This window comes from Azospirillum sp. RU38E (assembly GCF_900188385.1).
Lineage (GTDB): Bacteria > Pseudomonadota > Alphaproteobacteria > Azospirillales > Azospirillaceae > Niveispirillum.
Map to the genome: position 1 here is coordinate 224,357 of NZ_FZOI01000005.1, position 12,964 is coordinate 237,320.

The 12,964-nt window shown below is 64.1% G+C and carries 10 protein-coding genes; 3 read left to right on the plus strand and 7 right to left on the minus strand.

Annotation, left to right across the window (positions count from 1 at the left end; all coding sequences use genetic code 11):
• Positions 1-6: 6 nt before the first annotated feature.
• The 5 genes from CHB97_RS12440 to CHB97_RS12460 are packed head-to-tail and all read right to left on the minus strand — an operon-like array spanning position 7 to position 6,445.
• On the minus strand, positions 7-2,247 hold the full coding sequence (locus tag CHB97_RS12440; RefSeq protein ID WP_089288292.1) for a response regulator: 2,241 nt from the start codon (positions 2,245-2,247) through the stop codon (positions 7-9).
• A 22-nt stretch (positions 2,248-2,269) separates the two neighbouring features.
• Positions 2,270-3,880 carry a methyl-accepting chemotaxis protein gene (locus CHB97_RS12445; RefSeq protein WP_160105798.1) on the minus strand — a complete coding sequence of 537 codons (1,611 nt, stop codon included), beginning with the start codon at positions 3,878-3,880 and terminating at the stop codon, positions 2,270-2,272.
• A gap of 2 nt (positions 3,881-3,882) precedes the next feature.
• Positions 3,883-4,503 (minus strand): chemotaxis protein CheW, encoded by a 621-nt coding sequence (locus CHB97_RS12450; RefSeq protein WP_089288294.1) that lies wholly within the window; start codon positions 4,501-4,503, stop codon positions 3,883-3,885.
• The gene (locus CHB97_RS12455) at positions 4,500-5,951 is read right to left on the minus strand and encodes a protein-glutamate O-methyltransferase CheR (RefSeq protein WP_089288295.1); all 1,452 of its coding nucleotides are present in this window, start codon (positions 5,949-5,951) and stop codon (positions 4,500-4,502) included. The genes CHB97_RS12450 and CHB97_RS12455 overlap by 4 nt, the downstream gene beginning before the upstream one ends.
• The gene (locus CHB97_RS12460) at positions 5,948-6,445 is read right to left on the minus strand and encodes a chemotaxis protein CheW (RefSeq protein WP_200819916.1); all 498 of its coding nucleotides are present in this window, start codon (positions 6,443-6,445) and stop codon (positions 5,948-5,950) included. The genes CHB97_RS12455 and CHB97_RS12460 overlap by 4 nt, the downstream gene beginning before the upstream one ends.
• A 669-nt stretch (positions 6,446-7,114) precedes the next feature.
• On the opposite strand from CHB97_RS12460, the gene CHB97_RS12465 reads away from it, so the two are divergent.
• The 3 genes from CHB97_RS12465 (at position 7,115) to CHB97_RS12475 (ending at position 10,854) form a co-directional block, all read left to right on the plus strand.
• Entirely contained in the window at positions 7,115-7,498 is a 384-nt protein-coding gene (locus tag CHB97_RS12465; protein WP_089288296.1) for a hypothetical protein, read from the plus strand.
• 756 nt (positions 7,499-8,254) lie between these two features.
• Positions 8,255-9,976: an MFS transporter gene (locus CHB97_RS12470; protein ID WP_089288297.1), complete on the plus strand. Its 1,722-nt coding sequence runs from the start codon at positions 8,255-8,257 to the stop codon at positions 9,974-9,976.
• Positions 9,977-10,203: 227 nt separating this feature from the next.
• The gene (locus CHB97_RS12475) at positions 10,204-10,854 is read left to right on the plus strand and encodes a response regulator transcription factor (RefSeq protein ID WP_089288298.1); all 651 of its coding nucleotides are present in this window, start codon (positions 10,204-10,206) and stop codon (positions 10,852-10,854) included.
• 24 nt (positions 10,855-10,878) lie between these two features.
• Here CHB97_RS12475 and CHB97_RS12480 read toward each other — a convergent pair whose 3' ends face one another.
• Both CHB97_RS12480 and CHB97_RS12485 read right to left on the minus strand, forming a co-directional pair.
• Positions 10,879-11,850, minus strand: a complete 972-nt coding sequence (locus tag CHB97_RS12480) for an ABC transporter permease (protein ID WP_089288328.1) — start codon at positions 11,848-11,850, stop codon at positions 10,879-10,881.
• 4 nt (positions 11,851-11,854) lie between these two features.
• Entirely contained in the window at positions 11,855-12,964 is a 1,110-nt protein-coding gene (locus CHB97_RS12485; protein WP_089288299.1) for an ABC transporter permease, read from the minus strand.

The window sequence follows — 12,964 nt, forward strand, 5'->3', positions numbered from 1 at the left end:
GCGTCCTTAAAGCAGGCGACCGATCATATCCAGCAGGTCGCTTTGGTCGAAACTTTTCTTCACGATATAGGCACTGGCACCGACATCAACCCCACGTTCCCTATCCTCCCGCGTTTCCAGCGAGGTAATCAGGATCACCGGCAGGTCGGCCGTCCGGGGATCGTGGCGGATTTTGCCGGTCAGTTCAAACCCGCTCATCCGCGGCATTTCCACGTCAGAGACAATCAAGTCGAAACTTTCCTCCGCCAGCAGACCCCAGGCTTCCAGCCCGTCAACGGCGGTGCGCACCCGGTATCCGGCCGCTTCCAGCACGTGTTTGAACAGGGTGCGGGCGGTGATGCTGTCTTCGGCGATCAGGATGGATTTGCGCGCCGGGGCCGCCATGCTGGTCAGGCTGCGGGCCGGGCGCGTGGGGAAATCCTGGCGCAGCGCGCTGCGCAGCAACTCATGCACATTCAGCACAAAGCCCAGCCCGCCCGACGGCAGCATGATGGCCCCGGCGACGCAGGCCACCTGCGCCAGGGGCCAGCCCAGGCTTTTCATCAGGATTTCGGTTTCGCCGATAATTTGGTCCACCTCAATGGCGATACGCTGGCCGGCGGCGGCCACCACCAGATAATGCCGGAATTCCCCTTCCGGTTCCGGCCCGCCCGACAGGCGCAACAGGTCGGCCAGCCGGACCAGCCCGACGGCCTTGCCATCCACCCGCACCACCTCCCGCTGGTCCACCAGCTCCACCGCCCGCCAGGGAATGCGCGCCACCCGCTCCACCCGGTTGGTGGGCAGGGCCAGACATTGCGTGCCCACCCGCGTCATCACCACGCGGAAGGCCGCCATCGTCACCGGCAGCAGCAGGCGGAAGCTGGTGCCCGCACCGGGGGCGGTTTCCACCGCGATGGTGCCGCCCAGCCGTTCCACCTTTTCCTGCACGATGGCCAGCCCCAGCCCCCGGCCGGACAGGTCGGTCAACCCGCTGCTGGTGGACAGGCCGGACTGGAAAGCCAGTGCCAGGATTTGCCCCTGGTTCAGGGCTGCCGCCTCCTCTGCATCCACCACGCCCTGGGCGATGGCTTCCGCCACCAGCCGACCCCCATCCATGCCGCGCCCATCATCGCTGATGGTGATCTCGGCCCGGCCGCCATCGCGCGGGGCCAGGCTGATCGACAGGGTGCCCTGGCCCGGCTTGCCCTGGGCCAACCGTTCAGCCGGCGTCTCCAGCCCATGGCCGATGGCATTGCGGATCAGGTGCAGCAGGGCATCGCGTAGCTCCTCCTGCACCCGCCGGTCCAGCTCCAGCCCTTCCCCGGCGACGACAAGCTGGATATCCTTGCCCTGTTCGCGCGACAGTTCGCGCACATTCTGCGCCACCAGATCCAGCAGGTTGGTGGCGGGCTGCATCAGCACCTGTTTGGTGCCGCTCAACAGCCCGTCCACGCTTTTGGCCAGCCCGCGCGCCTCCTGATCGGCCTCCGTGGCCAGCTTGCTCAAGCGCGATCCCAGCCAGGCCAGCGTCTGTGCGTCATGGTCAGCCTGGGCGGCCCGGCCCAACCGGCTCCGGCTGCGCGTGCGCTCCCCCAGTTCCCGTCCCAGCCCGCGCAGCATGGCCGCCCGCTCCGCGCCGGACAGCTTGGCCCCGATCAGCTCCTCCGCCTGATGCAGCAGCCGGTCCAGCTGGGCGATGGGTACCCGCACCGTCTGCTTCACCGGTCGGTGGGCCGCCGCCTGCTCCGGCACAGGCGGCACGGCAGCGGGGATTTCCGCCACGGTCGCCACCGGCGGGGCAGGGGCCGGAATGGGTGGCGGCAGGGGCGGGGGCGGCGGGCTGGCCATGCCCGGCGCGCCCGCCTTGTGGTTGATATCGCCAACCAGCCGGTCCAGCCCCGGCGGATCGGCCGGGCTGGGGCCATTGCCCCCGCCGGGGATCATCACCCGGATGGCCCCCAGGCTGCGATGCAGCAGCTCCCGCAGGTCGCCATCCAGCGCCATGTTGCCCTGCTTCACCAGGGCCAGCAGCGATTCCAGCGCATGGCAGAGCGCGACCAGGGAGCCCAGATTGACTGTGCGCGCCGCGCCCTTCAGCGTATGCACCTGCCGGAAGATCTTTTCCACCAGTTCGCGCCGCCGCTCCTCGGCCACGCCGCGATCCAGTTCCAGCAGTGCCGCACCCAGGGCGGTGGCATGGTCCTCCGCTTCCACGGTGAACATGGCCAGCAGCCGTTGCAGAAGCTGTTCATTCCTGCTGTTCATGGACCGTCCCCGTCGCCGCCCGTCAGGCGCGATACTGGCTGACCAGCGATTTCAGCTTGTGCCCCAGCGCATTCAGATTATGCGCCGCGGTTTCCGCCTGTTTGGTGGCCACGGTATTCTGGGTGCTGGCCTGCCGGATGCTGTCCATGGCCAGCGCCACCTGATCGATGCCCACCTGCTGCTGCTGGTTCGACGCGACGATCTGGGTGCTGGCCTGGGTGGCAATGGCGATATTGTGGGCCAGGTTCTCAATGGCCTGGCCCGCCTCCAGCGACTGGCGTACCCCGGCATCCACCGCCTTGGAGCCCTGTTCGGCGGCCAGCACGGCGGTGGCCGTGGCCTTCTGGATATCGGTCAGGATGGCGCGGACCTGGGCCGTTGCCTCCTTGGACTGTTCGGCCAGGCTTTTCACCTCCGTGGCCACCACCACGAAACCCTTGCCCTGTTCGCCCGCCCGCGCCGCCTCGATGGCGGCGTTGACGGCCAGCAGGTTGGATTGTTCGGCCAGATCATTGACGGAGGCGACGATGGTGCCGATGGCCTGGCTCTGTTCAGACAGTTTGATCACCGCCTCGGCGATGGCGCCGATCTGGTCGCGCACCAGATTGATGCCGGCGATGCTCTGTTCCACCGCCCGCTTGCCGGTGGCGGAGATCTGTGCCGTCGCCTGGGCCGTATCGGCGACATGGCGGGCCTTTTCGGTGGAAAGCTGGGAGGTCTTGCGCACCTCCTCCATGGTGGAGGAGGTTTCCGCCAGGGCCGTGGCCGTCTCTGCCGCCGATGCGGCCACCTGGGCCGTGGTGCTGACAATCTGGCTGCCGGCCGATCCCAACACATTGATGCCTTCCGACAGTTCCTGCATCAGTTGCCGCAGGCTGCGCGTCATCCGCATGAAGGTGTCGGAGAGGATGCCCACCTCGTCCGTGCGGCTGGAGGGTGTCAGCGTCACGGTCAGATCGCCGGTGCCGATCCGCTCCGCAATGCGGGTGATCTCCTGCAACGGGGTGGCAATGTTGCGGCTGAGATAAAGGCCGGAGGCCAGCACCAGCAGGCCGGCGATCAGCGCGCCGCCGATCACGCTGGCGCGCGCCATTTCGGTCGTATCCTCCAGCTCCGCCTCCCGCTGGCGGAGCAGGGTGTCTTCCACCGCGTGCATCTGGGCAATGACGCCGCGGAAATCATCCATCGCCTTCTGGCCCCGCAGGGTCATCACCGCCGCCTGGCTTTCCTGGAAACCCTGGTTGCGGCGGATATCCACATTCATGCGCATGGATTCGGTTTTCACCGCGATGAATTCCTCCGCCCGGTCCATATTGCGCACCTGATCCGGATTATCCGCGATCAGATTACGCAAACTGCGGACCCCCGGCTGCAGCCGGCCCAGCGCATTTTCATAAGGTTCCAGGAATTTCGGGTCGCCGGTAATCAGGAAGCCGCGCTGCCCCGTCTCCACATCCTGCATGATGGACAGCAGTTCGGTGATGGCGCCCTGTACCTGATAGGTGTGGCTGCGCCAGGCGGCGTCGGCGGTCAGCCGATCGGTCACCCGCAGGGAGACGCCGCCGACCACCAGCAGAACCAGCAGCACCATGCACAGGCTGCCCCAGATTTTCGTGCCCACGGTGATGCGCATGATCATTGCCCCCTTGTCGCCGGTCCCGGCAGGCCCGCTTGTGCGAAACCATTGTCGTCATCATTGAACAGCACGGCCCCATCCAGCAGGATGGTACCGGTCCGTGAAATGCCATGGAAAAAACGCCGGCCCTGTTGAACGGTTGCCGGCAGGTTGTCGATCTGGTCACGGGCGATGCTGGTCATGCCGATCACCCGTTCTGCCAGCAGGCCCAGCATCCGCTTCCCCTGTTCCAGCACGATGATGGCATCGGCTTCCGGCGTCGCTGGCAGGCCGCAGAGCAGGCCGAAATCGATGGCCGAGACCACCTGTCCGCGCAGATAGAAGATGCCGGCCAGGAAGGATGGGGTGCAGGGCACCGGGGTGGGGCGCAGTTCCGTCGCCACCTCCCGCACCAGATGGCCTTCCACGGCAAAGGGCCGACCCTGTAGCTGGAATTCCAGCAGGGTGAGCTGCGCGGCCGCATCTGCCGGCTCCACCGGTTTGCGGGCCAGTTGCCGGGCGCGTTCCCGCAACCGGCGGCTTGTCTCCGCCTCCCCCGGCTCGAACCCGCGCGCCAGCCCTTCACGGGCGGCGGCAAGGCGCAGATGCATCGCGGTCCAGTCGATCCTGCTCTCACTCATAACCCAACCTCGGCGCTGGCGACGCGGATGATCTCCGTCAGACGGCCGACGGTCAGCCCGTCGGATTCAGGCAATGTGTCCTCCGGCGCGTGGCGGCGCAACAAATCCAGTGTATTGCGATAATGCCGGCGGGCATCGACCACCCGGCCTTCCCCCAGGGCCAACCGTGCCAGGGCGAAATGGGCCAGCACAAAGCCGGGGTCCAGAAACAGGGCACGGCGCAGGGCCTCGGCGGCCTGTTTCAGCTCCCCGCGCTCCTGGCTGATCATGGCCAGCAGGTAATGCCGCTCCGGGGCGGTTCGGTCCAGGCTCAGCGCCCGTTGACACCAAAGCGCTGCCTCTTCCAGGCGGCCTTCATTGGCGTGCAGCCGGGCCAGCATGGCCAGGGCGGTACCATCGGCCTCCAGCACCACCGGATCGGCCCGCAGCAGGGCGATAGCCTCCCGATAGCGTCCCTGCTGGTACAGTGGCTGCACCTGGGCCAGCAGATCATCCGGCCCCTGGGGGGACAAGGGCGGAGGGGCAGGGGCCAGGGTGGGCGGTGCCGGCAGTATCGGCACCACCAGCGTTGAGGGGGGCACCGATGGCAGGGCGGCGGCACCTGCCGCCTTGCGGTAGAAGGTGGCCCCTGGCAATTGGGCATTGACGAAGGGCTGGAACAGTTCTGTCGACCCTTCGACCGAACTGGCCACCAGCCACCCGCCTTCCACCAGGGAATTATGCAGATTGGCCACCACCTGCCGCGCCCGGTCAAAGCTGAAATACATCAGCACATTGCGGCAGAAGATGATGTCCATCGCATTGGTGTTGCTGGTGACGGACGGATAAAGATCCTCTGCCAGATTATGATAGGCAAAGCTGACCATGCGGCGGATGCGGGGAAGGATCACCTGCCTGCCGTCCTGGGCCTCGAAATATTTCTGCCGGACGGCCGGATCAACGCCCCGGAAGGACCATTCCCCGTATCGCCCCTCTGTCGCCCGGCGCAGGGAGCGGGGATTGATGTCGGTTGCCAGGATAGTGATGTTCCAAAGGGCAATATCCGGGATCAACCCGTCCAGCAGCATGGCCACGGAATAGGCTTCCTCGCCCGTGCTGCAGGCGGCACTCCAGATCCGCAGATGCCGCGTGCCCGCCTGCCGGCGCGCCGCGATCAGCGGCGGCAGCACGGTCTCCGCCAGGGCCTTGAAGCTTTGTGGTTCACGGAAGAAATAGGTTTCGCCGATGGTCAGATGGCTGGCCAGGATTTCAATCTGTTCCCGCGTCGGCTCTGTCGCCAGGAAATGCTGCATACAGGCGGCCGCATCCGGGAAGCCCAGCTCCTTGGCCATGATGTCCACCGCCCGGCCCAGTTCCGCCCGCCGTTCGGGGGCATAGTGCAGACCGGTGCGCGTTTCCAGGAACTGGCTGAACGCCGTCAGCACGCCGCCATCGCCACTGATGCTCATGCATCGCCCCGCTGTCGGCCAAGGCTGTCATCCAGGGCGGCGGCCTCTGCCAGCGACAGGAAGTGGTCCACATCATGGATGAAGACGGGCCCCTCAGCCAGCCGGGTGACACTGTCAAAATAGCGTGTGCCGGGCACGACCCCTTCCACCGGCACCAGCGATGCCGCTGGCAATTGAATGGTGCCGGTCACATGGTCCACCAGCAGGGCAACCAGGCGCTGGCCTGCGTGGACCATCACCAGCGCATCCTCCAGCCGTTGCCGGCGGGGCGGCAGATCGAAACGCTGGCGGATATCCAATACCGGCAGAATGTCCCCGGCGACATCGATCACCCCCAGCACGATGGCAGGGGCGGCCGGCAGTGGCGTGATATCCACCAGCGGGGCCACCCGCGCCACCCGTTCCAGCCGCAGCGCATAGCTGCGGTCATCCAGTGTGAACAACAACAGATCGACCATGGCGGTCGATGGGATGCCGTCCTGGAAATCACCCATGCCGAACGCCTCTGTTCCCTGCTGATTGATGATGGAAGGCCCTGGCTTACGGCCCCTCGCTCGTCTCGACGGTCGCCGACGCGCGTCCATGCACCCAAGCCCTGCCGCCCGATGGCGGCGTCTGATACCAGAGGCAACATGCATATACCGGGAGCCATGATCAATGGCTCTTCGCATCCTGGTCCATTTAATGCGGCACAGGGTTTGGGGCGCTGGCTGCCCACCTGCTGGATCAGCCCTTTCCAAGTCTGGACTGCAGGCCGTGGGATTTGCTTATGTGGGCCCATTGCCGCTGCCCGTGAACCCGCTGACCTAGCCCCTTTGCCTCAGTGACCCGGCGCGGGATGAGAGCATAATCGCAGTTGCAGCAAGAATACGGGTAAGCGTGAAGCCCCCCAATCGGCCGGATAAACAGGTAGTATCGTTACAAACGATATGGATTATCTGAGGATTTTAGCTATTTTTAAGTCATGCATCAGCTGCATGATCGCTAGTATCATTAGCGGGCCATTTATATGGTAAATGCCCTTTTCGCTGCACTGCGATATGGCTATAGTGCAAAGCACAACAAGGGTGCGCAGTTAAGACAGACCCATTTTTCAGGGAGCGAACGTACAGGGCCCATAACGTCGGTGGCATCCGCCCCCGTTCAACCTTGTGAGTATCGCTATGAAGACGATCTACACCGCTCTTTTCGTTTCCGCCGTTGCTCTGCTGGCTGTTGGCCAGTCCAATGCCGCCCCGACCGCCATCAAGCGCGTCTGCGGTGAAGCCCCGGCCGCTCCGGCTGTGATTGAGGGCAAGTCCGCCACCGAACAGGCGATGCGCCAGACTGCCGCTGCCGTGCGTGGCTATGCCGACAAGGCTGCCAACTATCTCAGCTGCGTTGACAATGCCGATATCTCCACCGCCTACCTCTCTCAGCCTGCCTATCGCGCCGCCATCGCCGCCCACCGCGACCAGGTGGTTGACCGTCTGGAGATGACCGTTGGCAGCTTCAACAGCGAACTGCGCGCCTTCAAGGGCCAGCAGTCCCAGGTTGCCGCCAAGTAATACTCTATTGCCATGATCAGAACCTATGGTTCTGATCATGGCCCTCAATCGCCGGCGCCAACTCCGTTGGCTTGGCTACGCCGCATGTGCGGCGCGGCGGCAGTCGCCGCCGTACTGAGTTGCGATGAGGAGAACTCATCGCAACTCAGCATAAGACGTCACTTTCCGACGCTTGCAAGGTTTCGAAGGGGATGCGGGTACCGCCGGTGCCCGCATCCTTTTTCATTTTACCACTCGCGCGATTCTGGCCTGATTTGCCGCAGCACACCGCGGGTGGGGCGAAAATTCCCCTGGTTTATGAAAGGCCCGACCAATGTCGGGAGGGGCGGCGGCAGATGCCCCCATCCAATGGTCGGCAAAATTGTTGCGGTGCGATATAGGTTTCGTATCGGAAACGCTTCCTTGATCCTCGCTCGATGCGTGGCCGATTTGCGCCTGTCGCATGGCGGCAATGTGCCATTATCTCTTTGATATAAGGCTGTTTTGGTTCGCAGCCTGTTGCTGCTGCGGTCCCATGATGATTTGCCGAAGCGGCATCCCTGGGTGGACGCCTGCTGCGCCGCACCAAAAATCCTTGTATTGTCAAAGCACTGTCACATTAACCTTCCCGACCAAGGTCGGGGCTGCCGCTTCTGCAACTGTGTCACATCGTAGCAGCATCGATCGGCATGGACGGCGGTCAGACGCCGCCAACGGCGCTTCATAAGACGCCGAGCGATGAACGTCCGAGACACGTCGCGACTTCTGGGAGGGCATATGGCAAATGTAACAGCAGGTGGTGCGGTAACCCCCGCCCCCATGACCAAGGAAGAGAAGAAGGTGATTTTCGCCTCTTCGCTCGGCACCGTTTTCGAATGGTACGACTTCTACCTTTATGGTTCGCTGGCGGCGGTGATCGCCAAGCAGTTCTTCTCAGGTGTGAATGAGACGGCGGCTTACATTTTCGCCCTGCTGGCCTTTGCGGCCGGCTTCGCCGTGCGCCCGTTCGGCGCGCTGGTGTTCGGTCGTCTGGGCGACATGATCGGCCGTAAATATACGTTCCTGGTCACCATCCTGATCATGGGTGCCTCGACCTTCATCGTCGGTATCCTGCCCAACTATGCCAGCATCGGCATTGCGGCCCCGGTGATCCTGATCACCCTGCGTATGCTGCAAGGTCTGGCGCTGGGCGGTGAATATGGCGGTGCCGCCACCTATGTGGCCGAACATGCCCCGCATGGTCGCCGCGGCAACTATACGGCCTGGATTCAAACCACGGCAACCTTGGGCCTGTTCCTGTCGCTGCTGGTGATCCTGGGCTGCCGCATGTCAATGTCCGCGGAGGATTTTGACACCTGGGGCTGGCGTATCCCGTTCCTGGTCTCCATCCTGCTGCTGGGCGTGTCGGTCTGGATCCGTCTGATGCTGAATGAAAGCCCGGCCTTCAAGAAGATGAAGGAAGAGGGCAAGCATTCCAAGGCGCCGCTGACGGAAGCTTTCGGCAACTGGAAGAACCTGAAGGTCGTGCTGCTGGCCCTGTTCGGTCTGGTCGCCGGTCAGGCAGTGGTCTGGTACACGGGCCAGTTCTATGCCCTGTTCTTCCTGACCCAGACGCTGAAGGTAGATGCGGCTGCCGCGAACCTGATGATTGCTGCGGCCCTGCTGATCGGCACCCCCTTCTTCATCATCTTTGGTACCCTGTCCGACCGGATCGGCCGCAAGCCGATCATCCTGGCGGGCCTTGCCATCGCCGTCATCACCTATTTTCCGCTGTTCAAGGGCATCACCCACTTCGCCAACCCGGCGCTGGAACAGGCGGTTGCCACCTCCCCCATCGTTGTGGTGGCTGATCCGGCCCAGTGCTCTGTGCAGTTCAACCCGGTTGGTACCAGCAAATTCACCAGCTCTTGCGATATCGCCAAGGCGGCTTTGGTGAAGAAGGGTGTGCCCTATAGCAACGAGGCGGCCCCCGCCGGCACCCTGGCCCAGATCCGCGTCGGCACAACGGTGATCGACAGTTATGACGCCACCGGCGTCGCCACCAAGACGGAGGTTTCCCTCTCCCACGGTCCCAGCAGCCATGCCGGCCCGACCGACCCCAAGGCCGCTGGTGCCGCCTTTGAAAAGGCTGTGGCCGATGCGCTGAAGGCCGCCGGTTATCCGCCTAAGGCTGACCCGGCCCAGGTCAACTATGTCATGGTGGTGGTGCTGCTGACCATCCTGGTCATCTATGTCACCATGGTCTACGGGCCGATCGCCGCCATGCTGGTGGAGATGTTCCCCACCCGCATCCGCTACACGTCCATGTCCTTGCCCTATCATATCGGCAATGGCTGGTTCGGCGGCTTCCTGCCCACCACCTCATTCGCCATCGTGGCGGCCACCGGCAATATCTATGATGGCCTGTGGTACCCGATCATCATCGCTTCCGTGACCTTCGTCATCGGTGCGCTGTTTGTGAAGGAAACCAAGGACATCGACATCTACGCCGACGATTGATCGTCCCATTCCCCTGATGCTCCAGCCTGGGCGGGCCGCGGTTGCGGTCCGCCTTTCTTTTTATCGCCATTCCCCCTTCCGTATTGGGCCGATCCACCCTTAAGATCAGCCGCCGACCGTGGATAATGGGTGGCCCCCTTGTCCATAATGGCGATACTTGGTCGTTACCTGAAGAAAGAATGGGGCGACGAAGCCCCGGTGAGCATCCCAGGGGAGGGGATCAGGGTATGGCATTCCGCATTCTGGTGGCCGACGATCATCCGTTGATGCGCGCGGCCCTGTGCCAATCGGTGACCGGTGCCATTACGGGACTGACAACAGTGGAGGCGGCGAACTTCCCGGAGGTGGAGGCGGCCTTGAAGCGAGAAGATAATATCGATGCCGTGCTGCTGGACCTGCATATGCCCGGCATGAACGGGCTGATCGGGCTGGCCTTGCTGCGTAACGAATTTCCTGCCGTGCCGGTGATTGTGGTCTCCGCGATGGAGGATGCCACCACCATTCAGCGCGCCATGGACTATGGTGCCTCTGGCTTTGTGCCGAAATCCGCCCCCATCACCCATATTGGCGAGGCGATCAAGGCGGTGATGGATGGCAATATCTGGCTGCCGCCCACCCAAGGCCCGGCCGTGCCGGGCGATGGTGACATGGCCGCCCGCGTGGCCGGCCTGACGCCGCAGCAATTGCGCGTGCTGGGTGGCATCGCGGAGGGCAAGCTGAACAAGCAGATCGCCTATGAGATGGGCGTGGTGGAAACGACGGTGAAGGCCCATGTCACCGTCATCCTGCGCCGCCTGGGTGTGGTCAGCCGTACCCAGGCGGCCATTGTGGCCAGCAAGCTGGCGCTTTCCGGTGGGGGAGAGACGGCGGAGGCTTGAGCCCACGCCGTTTTTTGAACGCCCTTACCGTTCCTTCACATAAGGCCGGCCGCTAGCCTTGGGCGGAATGGCCTTGCCCATGAAGCCGGCCAGCAGCAGCACGGTCAGCAGATAGGGCAGCGCCTCAATCAGTTGCACCGGCACTTCACCCAGCCCCGGCATCACCACGCCTTGCAGGCGGGTTTGCAGCGCGTCGGCGGCGGCGAACAGCAGGCAGGCCAGCAGGGTGGGCACCGGCTTCCACTTGCCCAGGATCAGGGCGGCCAGCGCCAGATAGCCCTTGCCGGCGGTCATATTGGTCTGGAAGCCCGCCCCTTGTGCGGTGGAAAGATAGGCGCCGGCAATGCCGCACAGCAGGCCGGCGATCAGCACCGCCTGATAACGCAGGGCCGGCACGGAAATGCCCGCCGTATCCACGGCGGCTGGGTTTTCGCCCACGGCGCGCAGGCGCAGGCCGAAACGGGTGCGATAGGCCACCCAGGCCGTCAGCGGCACCAGCGCCATGGCCAGATAGACCAGGATATTATGGCCGCTGATCACCTCGTAATAAAACGATCCCAGCACCGGAATGCCGCGCAGCGTCTCCGCCAGCGGCAGGGTCAGTTCGCCAAAACGGGCCGTGGCCGGCAGGTTGGGGGTACGGCCCCCCATTTCGAACCAGGCATTGCCCAGAACGGCCGTCAGCCCCATGGCGGTGATGTTCAGCGCCACGCCGGAGACCACCTGATTGCCGCGATGGGTGATGCAGGCAAAACCGTGCAGCAGCGCCAACACCAGCGATGCGCCGATGGCGGCCAGCAGGCCCAGCCCGGCGGACCCGGTGAAGGCGGCGGTGGCGGCGGCGGCGAACGCCGCCATCAGCATCTTGCCCTCCAGCCCGATATCCACCACCCCGGCCCGTTCGGAGAAGAAGCCCGCCAGGGCCGCCAGCAGCAGCGGGGTCGCCAGACGAAACATGCTGTCCAGCAGGGAAAGCAGCCAGAAATAGCTGTCCATCATCTCACACCCCCGCCGGCTTTGGCGTGAACAGCCGGACCAGTGCCGGCCGGAACATATGTTCCAGGGCGCCGGCGAACAGGATCACCACGCCCTGGATTACCACCACCAGCTCGCGGCTGATGGACGGATAGTCAAAAATCAGCTCCGTCCCGCCCTGGTACAGCATCCCGAACAGGATGGCGGCGGGCACGATGCCGGCGGGATGGTTGCGGCCCATCAGGGCCACGGCGATGCCGGTGAAACCCATGCCCGCCGGGAAATTCAGCAACAGACGATGCTGCACGCCATGGATTTCATTCACGCCCAGCAGGCCGGCCAGCGCGCCGGACAGGGCCATGGCGATGATGATCACCTTTTTCGGGTCGATCCCGGCATAGCGGGCGGCATTTTCATTGGCGCCCACGGTGCGCAGGGCAAAGCCCCAGCGCGTATGCCAGATGAAGGCCCAGACCAGCACACAGGCAGCCAGCGCCAGAAACAGGGAGAAATTCAGCGGCGACGGGTTCATCTGGATGCCGATGGCGGCCGCCATATCCTGCACCAGCGGCAGGAAGGTCGCCTTGTCGAACTGCGCGCTTTCCGGCGACATCTGGCCCGGCCGGATCAGCACATTCACCATCAGGTAAACCATCAGCGAGGAGGCGATGAAGTTGAACATGATGGTGGTGATCACGACATGGCTGCCGCGATAGGCCTGCAGATATCCTGGAATGGCGCCCCAGAGGCCGCCAAAGGCGGCCCCGCCCAGCACGGAAAGCGGCAGCACCAGATACCAGGGCATGTCGCCCACGGCCAGACAGACCAGGCCCACGCCCAGCCCGCCCAGATAGGCCTGCCCCTCACCCCCGATATTGAACAGCCCGCCATGGAAGGCGACCGCCACGGCCAGCGCCGTGAAAATCAGGCTGGTGGCATAATAGAGCGTATAGCCCAGCCCCTCACTGGTGCCGAGTGCGCCCTGCACCATCGTCCACATGGCCCCCAGCGGGTCTTCGCCGATGGCCAGGATGACGATGGCCGAGACGATCAGCGCCAGCACGACATTGATGACGGGCAGCAGCACAGCCGTTGCCCACCAGGGCAGATTATCCGATCCGGTTCCCGCACTCAT

What these genes read in the sequence shown, in the direction of transcription:
- CHB97_RS12460 (WP_200819916.1), bottom strand. Translation starts at nt 6,445, where the DNA reads ATGGGTGATTTCCAGGACGGCATCCCATCGACCGCCATGGTCGATCTG.
- CHB97_RS12475 (WP_089288298.1), top strand. Translation starts at nt 10,204, where the DNA reads ATGGCATTCCGCATTCTGGTGGCCGACGATCATCCGTTGATGCGCGCG.
- CHB97_RS12445 (WP_160105798.1), bottom strand. Translation starts at nt 3,880, where the DNA reads ATGCGCATCACCGTGGGCACGAAAATCTGGGGCAGCCTGTGCATGGTG.
- CHB97_RS12440 (WP_089288292.1), bottom strand. Translation starts at nt 2,247, where the DNA reads ATGAACAGCAGGAATGAACAGCTTCTGCAACGGCTGCTGGCCATGTTC.
- CHB97_RS12455 (WP_089288295.1), bottom strand. Translation starts at nt 5,951, where the DNA reads ATGAGCATCAGTGGCGATGGCGGCGTGCTGACGGCGTTCAGCCAGTTC.
- CHB97_RS12465 (WP_089288296.1), top strand. Translation starts at nt 7,115, where the DNA reads ATGAAGACGATCTACACCGCTCTTTTCGTTTCCGCCGTTGCTCTGCTG.
- CHB97_RS12450 (WP_089288294.1), bottom strand. Translation starts at nt 4,503, where the DNA reads ATGAGTGAGAGCAGGATCGACTGGACCGCGATGCATCTGCGCCTTGCC.
- CHB97_RS12480 (WP_089288328.1), bottom strand. Translation starts at nt 11,850, where the DNA reads ATGGACAGCTATTTCTGGCTGCTTTCCCTGCTGGACAGCATGTTTCGT.
- CHB97_RS12485 (WP_089288299.1), bottom strand. Translation starts at nt 12,964, where the DNA reads ATGAGTGCGGGAACCGGATCGGATAATCTGCCCTGGTGGGCAACGGCT.
- CHB97_RS12470 (WP_089288297.1), top strand. Translation starts at nt 8,255, where the DNA reads ATGGCAAATGTAACAGCAGGTGGTGCGGTAACCCCCGCCCCCATGACC.